Origin of the sequence: Sorangium sp. So ce1335, assembly GCF_051521615.1 — a bacterium.
Taxonomy (GTDB): Bacteria; Myxococcota_A; Polyangia; order Polyangiales; family Polyangiaceae; genus Sorangium.
In genome coordinates this window covers 5179971-5194852 of the sequence record NZ_CP150363.1, presented here as the reverse complement: position 1 = coordinate 5194852, position 14882 = coordinate 5179971, and the positions used below count along the sequence as shown (strand labels likewise).

8 protein-coding genes are annotated in these 14882 nt (G+C 73.2%); 3 read left to right on the top strand and 5 right to left on the bottom strand.

The genetic code is table 11. The features are described from left to right. Window positions 1-17: 17 nt before the first annotated feature. From WMF24_RS19040 to tssI, 3 genes are all read left to right on the top strand, one after another. A complete protein-coding gene (locus tag WMF24_RS19040) occupies window positions 18-3917 on the top strand; it encodes a serine/threonine-protein kinase (protein WP_437737848.1) in 3900 nt (1299 codons plus the stop codon). 207 nt (window positions 3918-4124) lie between these two features. After that, window positions 4125-5894 (top strand): hypothetical protein, encoded by a 1770-nt coding sequence (locus WMF24_RS19035; protein WP_437737847.1) that lies wholly within the window; start codon window positions 4125-4127, stop codon window positions 5892-5894. A gap of 157 nt (window positions 5895-6051) precedes the next feature. Further along, complete coding sequence (tssI, locus tag WMF24_RS19030; RefSeq protein ID WP_437737846.1) at window positions 6052-8988, top strand: type VI secretion system tip protein TssI/VgrG; 2937 nt, start codon at window positions 6052-6054, stop codon at window positions 8986-8988. A gap of 11 nt (window positions 8989-8999) precedes the next feature. Here the strand turns inward: tssI and WMF24_RS19025 are convergent, their stop codons facing one another. The 5 genes from WMF24_RS19025 to WMF24_RS19005 form a co-directional block, all read right to left on the bottom strand. Then, window positions 9000-10796 (bottom strand): hypothetical protein, encoded by a 1797-nt coding sequence (locus WMF24_RS19025; RefSeq protein ID WP_437737845.1) that lies wholly within the window; start codon window positions 10794-10796, stop codon window positions 9000-9002. Window positions 10797-11342: 546 nt separating this feature from the next. Beyond that, window positions 11343-11816 carry a DoxX family protein gene (locus WMF24_RS19020; protein WP_437737844.1) on the bottom strand — a complete coding sequence of 158 codons (474 nt, stop codon included), beginning with the start codon at window positions 11814-11816 and terminating at the stop codon, window positions 11343-11345. A gap of 24 nt (window positions 11817-11840) precedes the next feature. Further along, window positions 11841-12635 carry a helix-turn-helix domain-containing protein gene (locus tag WMF24_RS19015; RefSeq protein WP_437737843.1) on the bottom strand — a complete coding sequence of 265 codons (795 nt, stop codon included), beginning with the start codon at window positions 12633-12635 and terminating at the stop codon, window positions 11841-11843. A 140-nt stretch (window positions 12636-12775) separates the two neighbouring features. Next, window positions 12776-13750, bottom strand: a complete 975-nt coding sequence (locus tag WMF24_RS19010; RefSeq protein WP_437737842.1) for a hypothetical protein — start codon at window positions 13748-13750, stop codon at window positions 12776-12778. 457 nt (window positions 13751-14207) lie between these two features. Continuing rightward, window positions 14208-14795, bottom strand: a complete 588-nt coding sequence (locus WMF24_RS19005) for a Uma2 family endonuclease (RefSeq protein WP_437737841.1) — start codon at window positions 14793-14795, stop codon at window positions 14208-14210. Between the last annotated feature and the right edge of the window lie 87 nt (window positions 14796-14882).

Below are 14882 nucleotides of genomic sequence, written 5' to 3'. Positions count from 1 at the left end.
CGGAGCGCGTCAGCTCGATGCAGTCAGGAGAGGTCGTCGACGGCCGGTTCGAGATCGAGGAGCACGCCGGCTCCGGCGGCACGGCGCGCGTGTACCGCGCGCGCGACCGGCGGTCCGGCGAGCGGGTCGCGCTCAAGCTCCTGCAGACGGCCGCGACGCCCTCGCTGAGCGCCCTCGCGCGCGAGGCGCTCGCCCTCGCGACGCTCCACGTCCCGGGCACCGCCCGCTACGTCGCGCACGGCGCGACCGCGGGGGGACGGCTCTACCTCGCGACCGAGTGGTTCGCCGGCGAGACGCTCTCCGAGCGCCTCGACCGCGCGCCGCTCACCATCGCCGAGAGCCTGACGCTCGCCGCGCACGTGGCCGAGACGCTCGCGGCCGTCCACCGGCTCGGCTTCGTGCACTGCGACGTGAAGCCCAGCAACCTCGTCCTCGAGGGCGGCGACATCGAGCGCGTCCGCCTCATCGACTTCGGCGTCGCGCGCCTGTCCGGCGACGAGGAAGAGCCCCCGGCGCTCGGCGAGATCCGCGGCACGCCGCAGTACATGGCCCCGGAGCAGGCGCGCGGCGAGCCGCACATCGACGCGCGCGCCGACGTGTTCGCGCTCGGCAGCGTGCTCTTCGAGTGCCTGACCGGGCGCGCCGCGTTCGCGGGCGACGACCCGCTCTCGGTGCTGATGAAGGTCCTCCTCGAGGAGCCGCCGCGCGTCAGGGAGCTCCGCCGCGACGTCCCCGCCTGGCTCGATCGGCTCGTCGCGCGGATGCTGTCGAAGCCGCGCGAGGCCCGCCCGCGCGACGGCGCCGCGGTGGCGGCGGCGCTCGCCTCGGAGGCGATCGCGCGGGGCCTCGACGCGGGGCCGCTGTCGCAGCCCTCGTCGTCGCACCCTCCTTCGCGCCGCGCGCGCGAGATCACGACGAGCGAGCGGAAGGTCATGTGCCTCCTCCTCGCCCGCGAGGGCCAGGCCGACGCGGAGGCGACCCTCTCCGACGTCGAGGACGAGCGCCGCGCGCGGGCGATCCGCGAGCTCGTCGAGCGCCACCGCGGCCGGGTCGAGCTGCTCGACGCGCGCTGGCTGCTCGTCACGCTCTCGGGGTCCGCCGCGCCCACCGACCTCGCGGCCCAGGCGGCCCGGTGCGCGCTCGCGCTCCGCGAGCTGCTCGGCGGCGCGCGCCTCTCGCTCGTCACCGGCCGGGCCGAGGTCGCCGCGCGGCTGCCGGTCGGCGCGGTGATCGATCGCCTCGTGCAGCTCGTCCAGGGCTCCCGCGAGCCGCCCCGCCCGGCGGCGATCCGCATCGACGACACGACCGCGGGCCTGCTCGGCGCGCGGTTCGACGCGACCCGGGACGCGTCGGGGTGCTGGCTCCACGGCGCCCGCGAGGAGCCCGAGACGCCGCCCCCGCTGCTCGGCCGCCCCACGCCGTACGTCGGGCGCGATCGCGAGCTCGCGCAGATCGCGGCCGACATCGACGGCTGCCTCCGCGGGCGCACCCCCGGCGCGGTGCTCGTCACCGGCGCGGTCGGCGCGGGCAAGTCGCGGCTCTGCTACGAGCTCGTCCGCGCGCTCCGGGCGCGCGGCGAGCCGCTGGAGGTCTGGGTCGGCCAGGCCGATGCGATGAGCGCGGGCTCCGCCTTCGGCCTGCTCCAGCGCGCGCTCCGCCGCGCGTTCGGCCTGCGCGACGGCGAGCCGATCGCGTCGCGGCGGCGCAAGATCCACGGCCGCGCCGAGCGCCGCGCCGGGGCCGTCGCCGCCGCGCGCCTGTCGCCGTTCCTCGGCGAGCTCGCGGGCGCGCCCTTCCCGGACGACGACGACGTGCGGCTCCGGGCGGCGCGGCGGCGCCCGCTCCTGATGAGCGACCAGCTCCGCCTCGCGTGGGAGGACTTCCTCGCCGCCGAGTGCGCCGCGCAGCCGGTGCTCCTCGCGCTCGACGACCTGCACTGGGGCGACCTGCCGACCGTGACGCTCGTCGAGGCGGCGCTGCGCAACCTGAAGGGCAGGCCGTTCGCCGTGCTCGCGCTGGCCCGCCCCGGCGTGCACGACCTCTTCCCGGGGCTCTGGGGGTCGCACCTCCTCCGGGAGATCCGCCTCGCGCCGCTGCCGCCCGCGGGCGGCGAGCGGCTCGTGCGGGAGGCGCTCGGCGACCGGGCGAGCGCGGAGCTCGTGCGGACGCTCGTCGAGCGCGCCGACGGCAACGCGCTCTATCTCGAGGAGCAGATCCGCGCCGCCGCCCGCGGCAGGACCTCGGCGCCGCCGGAGACGGTGCTCGCGGTGGTGCAGGCCGGGCTCGACGCGCTCGACCCGGAGGCGCGCCGCGTGCTGCGCGCCGCGAGCGTCTTCGGCGAGGCGTTCACCGAGGCGGGGGCCGCCGCGCTCGTGGGCCGGGCGGAGGTCGCGCCCGAGCTCGACGAGCTCGCGCGGCGCGAGATGATCTTGCGGCTCACGCCGCCCGGCGCCGAGGGCGACGCGGCGTACCGCTTCCGCCACGCGCTCGTCCGCGAGGCCGCGTACGGCATGCTGACCGAGGGCGACCGGCGGCTCGGCCACGCGCTCGCGGGCGGCTTCCTCGAGCAGCGCGGCGAGGCCGACCCGATGGCGCTCGCCGAGCACTTCGAGCGCGGCGGCGAGCCCGCGCGCGCGGCCACGGCGTACCTCGCGGCGGCGCGGCAGGCGCTCCGCGGCAACGACCTCGGCGCGGCGCTCGCCCGGGCGGCGCGCGGCGTCGCGTGTGATCCGGCGCCCGCGACCGTCGGCGAGCTCCGCCTGATCGAGGCCCAGGCGCACTTCTGGCGCGGCGACGTCGCGCTCGCCGAGGAGCGCGCGGCGGCCTCCGCCGAGCAGCTCGCGCCGGGCTGCGCGGCCTGGTTCTCCGCGGTGACGCAGATCATCATCGCCGCGGGCACGACGGGCGGCCACGAGCGCGTGGAGCGCTGGGCCGCCGTCGCGCGCGACACGCCCGCGGCCGTCGAGGAGGGGAGCTCGGCGAAGAGCGTTTGCCTGAGCTCGGCGGCGCTCATGCTGGCCTTCGGCGGGCGCTACGCGCTCTCCGACGCCCTTCTCGAGGCCGCGGAGGGCGCGATCGAGGGCGCCGCGGCGCCGGATCTCGACGCGCTCGCGAACCTCCACGATGCGCGGGCGATCCGCGCGCACGCGGCCGGCGACGCCGGCGCGAGCCTGTCGGGCATCGAGGCGGCGCTCGCGGCGTTCGAGCGGGCCGGCGACGTGCGGAGGGCCTGCCTCGCGCGGATGAACCTCGGCTACTGGTACGGCCAGGCGGGCCAGCTCGAGGAAGCCGAGGCCGCCCTGCGCCAGGCGCTGGCCGAGTCGGAGCGGATGGAGCTGCGCGGCACGACGGCCTACGTGCTCCAGAACCTCGGCCTCGTGCTGGCGTACCGGGGTCGGCTCGACGAGGCGAGGTCGGTCGAGGAGACCGCGTGCGCGATGCTGGAGCGCCACGGCGACGCGCGCATGGAGGGCTGCGCGCGCGTCTACCTCGCGAGCATCCTCGTGCTCGCGGGCGACGCCTCCGCGGCGGCGCGCGAGGCGCTGGCCGCGGAGGCGCTGTTCGACCGGGCCCCGCCGATGCGCGCCTACGCCGTCGCGGTGCTCGGCCGCGCGCTGCTCCACCTCGGCCGCGCGCGCGAGGCGCTCGCGGCCGCCGAGCGGGCGCGCGCGCTCCTCGACGAGGTGGGCGTGGAGGAGGGCGAGTCGGTCGTGCGCCTGGTCCACGCCGAGGCGCTGCGGGCCTGCGGGCACGGCGCCGAGGCGGCGCGGGCGATCGCCGCGGCGCGCGCGCGGCTCCTCGAGCGCGCGGCGAAGATCCGCGACGCGGTGTTCCGGGAGCATTTCCTCGAGCGCGCGGCCGACAACGCCCGCACGCTCGAGCTCGCGCGGGCGTGGCTGGGGGAGGCGGCGGAGTAGGTCGTGGCCGGCTGAGGCGGCGACGCGTCGTTCATCCCGGGGCGTCGTGGCCCTGCTGCGCCTTGCGCCCCAGGGACGACCAGATGGGCACCCACGTCGCGGGGCGGGCATCCACGTCGCGGGGCGGGCGGGGCGCGCTCGCTGGACGAGCAGCGCGGCTGCGACGGAGGAGCGCGCCCACGGACGCCATCGTTTACGCTCGGAGCGATGAGGAGCCGCCCGCTCATCACGCTGCGCGTGCCCGAGGTCGTGCACCCGGGCGAGACGTTCGACGTCGAGCTCTCGCTCGACAGCGCCTCGGAGACGCCGATCGATTTCGTGCGCGTGACCCTGCAGCAGACGCAGACGCTGTGGTCGATGGGTCGCGGGGAGGTGCTCCAGGCGCGCGATCGGCTCCTCCTCAGCGAGGAGGTGGCCGGGCGGGGCCGGCTCGGGGAGGGCGCGCATCGCTACCGGGCCTCGTTCACGCTGCCCGGCGATGTCCCTCCGACGCACCTCGGGTTCGTCGCCGAGCTCCGGTGCTTCGTCCGCGCGGTTGTGTCCATCCCGTGGTGGCCCGACGCCGAGGAGATCCGAGACATCGTTGTTCGGCCGGCGATCGGGCCACGACCGAGGAGCGAGCCGTTCACCGGCGCGAGCGCCCGCGGGACCGGCCCGTTCGTCGAGGTGTCGCTGTCGCATCGCACCCTCGCCCCCGGCGACATGCTGACCGGTGCGGTCGCGTTCGGCGGTCTCGCGGGGCGTCGCGCCAGCACCCTCGAGGTCGCCCTTGTCGGCGTCGAGAGGGTGCATGCGGGCCCGGAGCCCTCGTCGAGCGAGGTCCACAGGCTGCCGTTCTTCCGGGATCTCTCGAGGTCCCACGAGGGGCAGGAGGTGCCTTTCCGCATCGAGGTGCCGGGCGATCTCGCGCCCTCCTTCAGCGCCGCGGAGGTCTCGCTGGAGTACGCGCTGGACGCGGTGCTGGAGCACGCGGGCGGCCGGGTTGTGCACCGCGTGCCGGTGGACGTCGGCCCGTTCGCGCCGCGGTCCGGGCGCGACGCGACGCGCCCCAGCGTCGGCGCGGCGCGATGGCGCGCGGTCTGGGCGCGCGCGGGGGAGAGGGCGGGCCTGTCGCTGCGCGAGGGGGCGGACGGGCTAGGGCTCCGCGGCGTCCGCGCGGGTTGCGTCGTGGAGGTGGCTCGGGGCGACGAGGCTCGGGGCCACGGGCGGTCGGCGTCCGGCCTTGGCGCGACGGTGCACATGGCGGAGCCCTGGGGGCTCGACCTTCACGTGCGGCCGCGGCGCGTCCTGGAGCTCGTCGGCGTTGTCACGGGGGACCCCGCGTTCGACGGGCGTTTCCGGGTGTGGGGGCGGGAGGACGCGCAGGTGCTGGCGGCGCTCACGCCAGCGTTGCGCGCCGCGCTGAGGGCGTTCCCCGAGGTGGAGCTGGACGACGCGCGGGTGCGGGTGCGGAGCGCCGTGGGCGCTTTCGACGAGTCGGTGCTCGAGCTGTTCCTGCGGCAGGTCGAGGCGCTCGCGCGGGCGCTCGCGGACGCCGGCGCGGCGCTGCCGCCGCCGGCGGCGATGGAGTCGTGCCTGCCCGCGTGGCGCCGCTTCGCCGAGGAGTGCGGCGGTTCGCTCCATGTCGGCCCGATGCGGATCTCGGGCTACCTGGAGGGAGAGCGGTTCGAGCTGGCGACGTTGTTCAAGGGGGCTGCAGCGGTCGGGACGCGCGTCGCGCTGCCGCTGGATCCGGCGATCGAACGCGCCGATGGCGGCTCGATCGCGGCGAAGGAGGCGCTCGCGGCGGCGCTCCGGGACCAGGTGTCGTGGTTCCGCGATGCCGAGGGCGCGGTGATCTCGGTCGGGCCGGAGGAGATCGCGGTGAGGCTCGCGGCGACGCTCGGGGCTCCGGCGGCGGCGCGGGAGGTGCTGCAGCCTATGCTGGCGCTAGCGCGGGCGCTGCGGGGCGAGCGGCGAGGGGGGCCGTACCGGTGAGAGGGAGGGCAGGGCGGGGACGTGGCCGGGGAAAGAAGTGCTCGACGAGGAGCCGGCCGCGTGGTCGGCGCCGGTGGGGATCGTGATCGGCCGCTGATCCTTGGCGCCGGGCCGCACGTCCGGGCGATGCTGGCGCCTTCTCACCCGAGGGACGCCCATGAAAGACATCCTGTCTGCTCGCCTGGAGTCACGCGCCTTCGCCGCCGACGCGGTCGAGCTGTACGAGCTCACCGGGCGCGAGGTCATCTCGCAGCTGTTCGAGTTCCAGCTCCACGTCGTGTGCAAGAGCCCGGAGGGGCTCGACGAGGAGGCGCTGCTCGCGGAGCCCGCCGCCCTTGTGTTCCTCCGGGGCGACCGCGAGGAGCGGCGGCTCTTCGGCGAGATCGCGGTCGTGCGCGACGCGCTCCTCACCGAGGCGGCGCACACGGCGTACACCCTCACGTTCGTGCCGCGCGCCTTCCGCATGACGCTCACCGAGACGTCGGAGATCTTCATGGACCTCTCGGTCCCGGAGATCCTCAAGAAGAAGCTCGAGCGCGCGGGCCTGTGCGAGGGCGACGACTTCGAGCTCCGCCTGGTCGGGTCGTATCCGCCCCGCGAGTACGTGGTGCAGTACAGGGAGACGGATCTCCAGTTCGCCTCGCGCCTGGCCGAGCACCTCGGCATCTCGTTCTTCTTCGAGCACCGGGACGGCCGCGACGTCATCGTCTTCGCCGACGCGAACAGCGGCTTTCGGCCCATCCCCGGCGGCGGTCGCGCGCACTTCTATCCCCGGGGCGAGCACGCCGGCGTCCACCGGCTCGAGGGCACGACGCGCAAGGTCCCGAGCCGCTACGTGGTCAAGGACTACAACTACCGCACGCCGCACGTGCCGCTCATGGCGGCCGCGACGGTCTCCGATACGGCCGGCGGCGGCATCGTCGAGTACGGGGCGCACTTCAAGACGCCCGACGAGGGCGAGCGCATCGCGGCCATCCGGGCCGAGGAGCTGCGCGCGGGCCGCAAGGTCTTCGAGGGGGCGAGCGACGTGCAGGCCCTCGGCGCCGGGGCGCGGTTCACGCTCGAGGGGCACCCGCGCGGCGACATCGAGCTCTTGCTCGTCGAGGTGCGCCACAGGCTGCAGCAGGCGACGATGAACATGGGGACCGGCGGCGAGCACGCCTATACGAACGAGCTCCGGGCGATCCCCTTCTCCACGACCTACCGCCCGCCGCGCGTCACCCCCAAGCCCAGGGTGCATGGGGCCATCACGGGGGTCATCGACGCGGCCGAGAAGGGCCAGTACGCCGAGATCGACGACGCCGGCCGCTACCGCGTGCGCTTCCAGTTCGACACGAGCGGCGCCGAGGACGGCAAGGCCTCCAGGCTGGTCCGCATGGCCCAGCCCCACGCGGGCGCGGGGTACGGGTTCCACTTCCCGCTGCGGAGCGGCGTCGAGGTCATCCTCACCTGCATCGACGGCGACCCGGACCGGCCCATCATCACCGGCGCGGTGCCCAACCCGCAGACCCCGAGCACGGTCGGGGCGAAGAACGGGCGGCGGAACGTCATCCGCACGGGCGGCGGCAACGAGATCAACATCGACGACACCGAGGGGGAGGAGCGCATCAAGCTGGCGACGCCGTTCGGGGGCGCCACGTTCCAGCTCGGCTCGCCCAACACGCCCGAGGCGGGGGCGGCGCTCACGACGAGCGAGGCCTGGACGGCGGTGGCGAACGCAGGCGTGAGCACGCTCACGTCCGTGAACACGGTGGTATCCGACATCGCTTCCATCCTGACTGCCGGGAACTCCGTCAATCACGCCGGGCTCGCGAGCAGCGTCTTCAACGCGCTCAAGGGCGAGAAGGGTCAGAAGCTGATAGACGGCCTGCTCGGCATTGCCAAGAGCGCTCTCGACATTCCGGCAAAGCTCGACAGCTTGGAGCAAGCCAGGCTCGACGAAGACGCCGTCAAAGCTCAGGCGCGCGCCGATGAGATCGAGCGGTCCATGGCGAGACGATGGTCTGATGAGAGCCTGCGAGCGGCCCCCAAGGTCGCGACCGCGGACGGGACAGCGCGGCCCATGACGCGCCAGGAATGGGAAGCGCTGTACTATCCCGAGGACCTTCAGCGAGCCGAGAAGGCGACCCTCGACGCGAAGCGGGCGAAACAGATAGCGGACGGGCACAAGAAGCAAATCACCGAGGGTGATGACGCGATCGCCCGACGGGAATCGCTCAATACGATCGAGAACGCCAAGACCGCCAGCGCGGGTATCAAAGGTGTGGTCGACCTGTACAGCTCGAACGTCAAGATCCTTCAAAGGAGCGCAGAGCATGCCGCCGTCGCCGTGGCGAAAACCATGGCGACGGCGGCCGGCGGCTTCGCGAGCGCGGGCCGAATCCCCGGCATCATCACTGCTCCAGGAAGCCCTCTGAACCTGAACTCAGCCACTGTGACTTCTGCTATCGTGGGAGACGTCGACGCCTTCGTGTGCGGCGGGGTCACGGCGACGCTGTCATCCGGGGGCCAGGCAATCGTCGCCGGGGGAGGCGCTGCGATGCTCAAGTCGCCCGCCGCCGTGGAAATCGCGGGCAGCGGGAGCACCCTGATCACATCCAACGAGCTCGTGGATCTACTGTCACACGTCGCAGTGAAGCTGACAAGCGGTCACCTGATGAGCATCAAGAGCGGCAAGGTCGTGGACATTGATGCGGGTACCAGACTGGAGATGAAATCTGGAGGGCCGCTGATCGCCGAGGCGCGCGGCGCGGCCAACATCAAATCCGGGGGTGCCATGGCATTGCAGAGCAGCGACACGCTGACGGCGAACGCCGCAGGCAGCATGAAGCTCACCGCTGCGTCGAACGCCCAGATGGACGGCAAGACCCTCACCGTAAAAGGGGGCGATTGGGGCATGGAGGCAGGTTCCGGCAAGGTCACCGTCGGCAGAGATGGAGTGGGCCTGACTGTCTCATCAGGCGACGCGCGCATAGCCAAAGGCGGGTCGGCGTGCACGGTAAAGAGCGGGAGCGTGGAGCTGAAATCTGGGGGAGCGAAGCTCACCTGCGGCTCGGGCACGATAAAGCTCAGCGGCCGAATCGAGCTCGGGTGAGACAAAAAACTCTAATGGCGTGAGCTCTCCCAAGCAAGAAACCAGATGTATGCCATGAGCCCAATGAAGGCAATCACGCAGCCGAACGTCCTGGATCGCTTCTTCTCCGCGGCCTCCGCTCTGATGGCGTCATCTGCCATCTGCTGATGGTGCGTCACGAGGGCATCGAGCTGCGCCTTGTGCGCTGCCTCTGCTGCCTCCTCAGCGGCCGCTTTCCGATCAAGGAGCGCCTCCCGGGTTGGCTTCGCGGGCCTGGGCTCGTTTCCACTGGCAAAGAGCAGCCTGCCGCCAGCGTCGAGCTTCCAGGCAAGCCCTGCCTTGCCGAGAAGCCAGAGTCCCCCACCGGGGCACACGGCGATCCTGACCTCCGACAGCGGCAGAGCGTCGCGCTGGGATTCAAGGACAGTGCTCTGATCTCCTGTCGGGCCGACGCGTACGAGCCGGCTGCTGCGAAGCACGTAGGCGTCTCCGCGGAGGTCGGCACCGAGCATCCGGCGCTCTCGTTCCGGGGGTTCGTCAGGGAGATCCACGCAGTAAATCTTGCGTCCTTCGGCGTCGAAGCGGGCGAGCGCATTCGTGTCCAACAGATAGAGTGAGCCATCCGGGCCGCAACACATACTTCTGAGCCAGATGGCCACCTCCACCGGCCGATCGGGGAGAGCGCGCAAGCCCCAGCTCGAGTCGTCATCGGGGTCGCCCCTCGGAGCTTGATTCGCCCAGACGGGCACCTCCGCTCCGTTCTGGGCAATTCGCCGGAGCCTGCCGTCGTCGTGGAGCAACAGCGAACCATCACGGTCAGCGGCCAGCGGATCCTGCTCGATGTCGTGATCGAGCAGAGCGGGCGTGGTTATCGGCGCTGTAGCGCCTGGGCGGTCGACGAGCGCCCCCGTCTCCGGCGAGAGCCAGAGCGTCGACAAGCCCCGGTGCATCACGACGAGCGTGTCCTTGAGGCAGTACATGAAGCGCACCGCGTCCGTGCGATCGCGCTGGATCCAGCGGATGTTCAACGATGGATCGACGGACCACAGGACGTTGTCACGCCTTTCCCTCACATGGCCGCTATCGTCATGATACCAGTGCGACTGCGTGGCCGCGCAGTAGAGGTTCCCCTCGGCATCCACGGCCGCCACCGGCAGCCCTTCCCAGTCGAACAGCCCCGCCGCGACGGCCTGCGGCGCGGGGGCGTTCAGGGGGACCGCGGGGTGAAAGCAGAGAACCCAGCTTGCCGCCACCTTCCTTCGCCCCCGGTACACGAACCCGTCCGGCACGTGCACGCTCGCCCTGCAGAACCGGCAGGTGGACGCGCGGTTCACGCCGTCGAACGCGGCCGGCGAGCCGCACTGCGGGCACGGAAACGTCGCCGCCTCGGCCTCGGGCGCGGGCGCTCCGGCGAGCGGGTCCGGATCCTCGCCGACCAGGTGCGTGATGTTCGGGAGCGCTCCGGAGAGCTGCGCGGGCACTGCCCGCACCCAGGTCTGCTGCGCGCATCGATCGCAGCGGAGCATCGCCTGCTCCCGCACCTCCTGGATGGCCGCGACGGGGATCTCTTTCCCGCAGCCGTGGCAGCAGGGCCCGCGCCGCACGTAGGCGGCCGAGAGTTTGCCCGCCGAGCTGCGGCGCAGCTCGTTTGCGAGCAACCTCGGGCCGTTGTAGAGGGGGGCGCGGAGCAGCGCCTGCCAGAGATCGCCGCCGATCACCGTCGGTCTCCCGCAGCTCTGGCAGGTCACCTCGCGGGCCAGCGTGTTTACCGGCATCGGCAGCCGGCAGGTGCCGCACTCCGTCTCCACCTTCACCGCGACGCTGATCATGGGTGTCTTCCGCTCCTCGATGCCTCTCGATCACCAGAGAGGCTCGCTCGGGCGTGCTCCGGCGAAAGCGCACCGGACCGGAGGCTATCGTGCCCGTTCTCGCGGGTCCAGCGCGGGGCCTGGCGGCCCGAGCGCGTCCAGGTGTCGCCCTGCCTCTCGATCCGAGCCTCGTGATTGCGGGTAGCAATCAACTCGAGGTGGGGTCCGGGATCCTCTGGACCGCGGGGCAGGCGGGCAGCGGGCATGTCGGGACATGGCCAGGGGCTGGCCGGCGAGGCAGGCGGGCATGTCGGGACATGGCCAGGGGCTGGTCGGCGAGGCAGGCGGGCATGTCGCGACATGGCCAGGGGCTGGTCGGCGAGGCAGGCGGGCATGTCGGGACATGGCCAGGGGCTGGCCGGCGAGGCAGGCGGGCATGTCGGGACATGGCCAGGGGCTGGTCGGCGAGGCAGGCGGGCATGTCGGGACATGGCCAGGGGCTGGTCGGCGAGGCAGGCGGGCATGTCGCGACATGGCCTGCGGCTTGTACGAGCGGAGCGCCGCGTCTTACTCCCCGTTCCGGCGCCGGCTCTCGCGGCGGCCAACGATCGCCACGGCCACCGTCGCGGCCAGGAACACGATCTGCAGCAGCGTCCGCGGCACGAGCGGCGTCACAGGGCTGCCGCCCAGGGTGAGCCCCGCGCGCGCGGCGTGGACGTTCGCGGGGAACATCGCCACGAGCAGCACCGTCAGCCCGGCGGCGGCCCATGGCGCGAGCCTCGGGACGAGGAGCGCCGCAGCGCCCGCGATCTCCAGGACCCCCGTGGCGGTCACGAGGAGCTCGGGATAGGGCAGCGCCGGCGGCACCATGGCGACGAGCTCGGCGCGCCGGCTCCCCCAGTGGGCCGATGCGGTCAGCAGGAACATGGCCGCGAGGGCGTACCTCAAGCACGTCACCCAGCTCGCGAGGTGTTTGACGCCGAGGCGCCCGAGCACGAGGAACAACACGAACGAGACCGTGAGGACAAGGAGAGGTGCCATGCGCGCAACATGGCAATCCGCCCTTCACCCGTCTTGAACCAGCTGGCTACGACGTCTCAGGTCGGACGGGCTCACCCCGAACATCCGGCGGAAGGTCCGGGTCATGTGCGCCGCGTCCGCGAAGCCGGCCGCGGCGGCGGCCTCCGCCAGCGTCGCGCCGCCGGCGATCGCCGCCCCGGCGCGCTCCAGCTTGAGCCACAGGAGGTAGGGGCGCAGCGGCACGCCGACGCTCTCCGTGAAGGCGTGCATGAACCGCCCGGGCGAGAGGCGCGCCACGCGCGCAAGCGCCTCGAGCGACGTATCGGCGCTGCCGTCGTCCGCCCGCAGGTGGCGCAGCACCCGCTGGATGCCCGGGTGCCTCGGCCTCGGCGAGGGCGGCGGGAGCGCGACCCCCAGCGCCTGGAACACGCCGGGCAACGCCGCCGTGAGCCCGCCGTCGCCGACCGCGGCGACGCACGACCGCAGCCGGTCCGCCGTCTCGCTGCCAACGATCTCGAGCTTCGAGGCCCCGAACGCCTGGGCCAGCCCGTCGCCGGCGTCGCTCTCCGGCTCGACGAACACGAGGAGCACACGTCTGCCCGACGCGTCGACCGCGTGCGCGACGTCGGGGGCGGTGACGACGGCGCCTCCCGGCTGGAACGGGCCCGCGTCGGCCCCGCGGACCTGGAGCTCTCCGTCGAGCGCCAGCACGAGGTGCCAGCAGTGGTGGGCGTGCAGCGTGCTCCGCTCTCCAGGGCCCCACGTCGCCAGCACGGACGGCCACGGCCGCAACACGCCCGCGTGCGCGGCGAGGCCTGTCGCTTTCGAGGGGAGGAGCATCGGCCCGCAGTCTAGCCAGTCGGGCCCGGTGAGCGCCGCCTTGCGCGAGGGGTCAGGGAGCAACGAACCTCGCCCGCGCGCGTTGTCCTTGCCGCTTTCGGAAGAACGGTGCTGCCGCTCCTGTGGCGGGTGCTGCGCCCCTACCGTCCGATGCGCGCGCGGATGGTGGCGCGCGTCTCTGCCGAGAGCGTGTCGAGGTAGGAATCGGAGAGCGCGCGGAGCACCTCGTCTGGCAAGGCGAGCAGCACCTGCTCGGGCGGCAGGCCGGCGACCCGCTGCTCGGCAGGCAGCCCCGCCAGGCGCTGCTCGGGGGCCAGCCCCGCCAGGCGCTGCTCGGGGGGCAGCCCCGCCAGGCGCTGCTCGGGGGGCAGCCCCGCCAGGCGCTGCTCGGGAGGCAGCCCCGCCAGGCGCTGCTCGGGAGGCAGCCCAGCCAGGCGCTGCTCGGGGGCGTAGGCCGACAGCACCCGCTCGGGCGGCAGGGTGGCCAGGAGCTTCCTGAGCACCTCGTCGAAGCCCTCCAAATCGTGCATGTCCATGGCGATCTCCTCGGCTCCAAGCTGCTGCGACAGCCACCGGCGGGCCTCGACGGTTCGGGCCTCGCCGTGACCGAACAAGCGTAGCAGATCGTCGTCCTCGGCCTCCGCCGCGGCGTCGATCTCCACGACCAGCAGCGTGAACGCCCCGCCGTGGAGCCGCCAGTAGCCGCCGCCGAGGTCGCCCCACGCCAGGCCGAGGTCGGCCACGTCCGCGTCGAGCGACCTGGTGCGCGACGGGACGAGCAGCACGCCGCCGAGGTCGCTCCGCTGCTCGATCCGCTCCGGCTGGTCGGCGCAGTAGAGGTGCAGGTAGCTGCACAGCCGGTCGAGGTTGCGCCGGCGGTAGGGCCGGCCGATGCTCTTGAACTCGACGATCGTGTCCCTTGGCAGCAGGTCCCAGAGCCGCTTCAGCGTGCCGGCCGGCTCGCTCGGCCCCGCGCCGCCGCGCAGCAGCAGGTAGTCCGCGCGGAGCGGCTCTGTCGAGAGCGGCACCTCGCTGCGCACCTCGAACCGCCGCGAGCCGCGCTGGGTGAGCAGCGCGACGAGCAGCACATGCCAGGCCGTCCGGGTGGAGCCCATGGGGCGCCGTCTACAGGCGTGTCCCGGGCGGGGCCAACAATCCACGATGTCCTGCGCACGGCCCCGGAGGGAGGTCCGGGGGCGGGTATCGGCCTGCGCCGAGGCATCGTGTCTGGCGCGCATGAAACACTGCTGCCCTGCGTAATTGCAGCGAGCTTCCGGACGCCGCGGCTTCGGGGCGCGCTACGCCGACACCGGCGCGCCGCGGGACAGCCACGCCTGCGTCATCCGCGGTGTCGTGTGCCGCGCGGACGAGGCTCGGCTCGGGGGAATCGTGATCGGGGTGGTAGACGAGGAGCCGTAGGCGTTCGGCTGTCCCTGGAGACCGGTGCCGGTCCTCGCCGTGGGCGGGAGAGCCAGAGAAGCAGAGCTACGCGAGCGTCGTGACGAGGGATCCGGCGCCTGGCGACCGCGACGGCGGGGCTCACGGTGCAGCCGGTCATCGGGGGTCAGGCGTTCAATCGCCGTCCAGGTCGAGGTCCTCCCACCAGATGGAGAGATCGAGCTCCACCTCCTCGAACGGCTCGGCGCGCACCCGTTCCGCCGGACCATGGACGCCGAGCTCGAGCCACCTGCCGTCGACGAGGCGGCTGACCGCGAGCGATCTCGCCTCGGGATCCACATACCAGAGGTGGCTCACGCCGATCTCGGCGTAGAAGCGCCGTTTGACGATGAGATCATAAGCGCGTGTCCCGGGTGACAGGACCTCGCAGACCCAGTCCGGCACGACGCGGATGGGCTCTTTGACGGGCAGGCGAGGCAGCCGCTCGCGCCGCCACCCCGCCACGTCCGCCGAGATCTCCGGGGCGCGAGGGAGCTCGACGCCCGGCTCGACGAGGATCCACCAGCCGCCGGGGCCGTTGCGCCGCTTCTGGAAGGGGCCGTGAAGGTCCGTGGCGATGCTTGTCTCGAGGCTCCCGTGCGGGGCGCGCGGGCGGGGGAAGGCGTAGAGGTCGCCGTCGATGATCTCGCCGCGCATCGTGTCCGGCAGCGCTTCGAGGTCCGCTCTCGTCGCGGTGCGACCCAGCTTCCGGGCAAAGCTCATCGGGGGCTCCTACGTCGCACGGAGCTTACCGCAGCGGGGGCGCGCCGCGCGAACACCGGCGCGGCGGCGATGCCGGCGCGTGCGAGG

Bases quoted from the DNA above. Each gene is read 5' to 3' on its own strand.
- tssI (WP_437737846.1), top strand. From the start codon at position 6,052: ATGAAAGACATCCTGTCTGCTCGCCTGGAGTCACGCGCCTTCGCCGCC.
- WMF24_RS19040 (WP_437737848.1), top strand. From the start codon at position 18: ATGCAGTCAGGAGAGGTCGTCGACGGCCGGTTCGAGATCGAGGAGCAC.
- WMF24_RS19005 (WP_437737841.1), bottom strand. From the start codon at position 14,795: ATGAGCTTTGCCCGGAAGCTGGGTCGCACCGCGACGAGAGCGGACCTC.
- WMF24_RS19025 (WP_437737845.1), bottom strand. From the start codon at position 10,796: ATGATCAGCGTCGCGGTGAAGGTGGAGACGGAGTGCGGCACCTGCCGG.
- WMF24_RS19010 (WP_437737842.1), bottom strand. From the start codon at position 13,750: ATGGGCTCCACCCGGACGGCCTGGCATGTGCTGCTCGTCGCGCTGCTC.
- WMF24_RS19015 (WP_437737843.1), bottom strand. From the start codon at position 12,635: ATGCTCCTCCCCTCGAAAGCGACAGGCCTCGCCGCGCACGCGGGCGTG.
- WMF24_RS19020 (WP_437737844.1), bottom strand. From the start codon at position 11,816: ATGGCACCTCTCCTTGTCCTCACGGTCTCGTTCGTGTTGTTCCTCGTG.
- WMF24_RS19035 (WP_437737847.1), top strand. From the start codon at position 4,125: ATGAGGAGCCGCCCGCTCATCACGCTGCGCGTGCCCGAGGTCGTGCAC.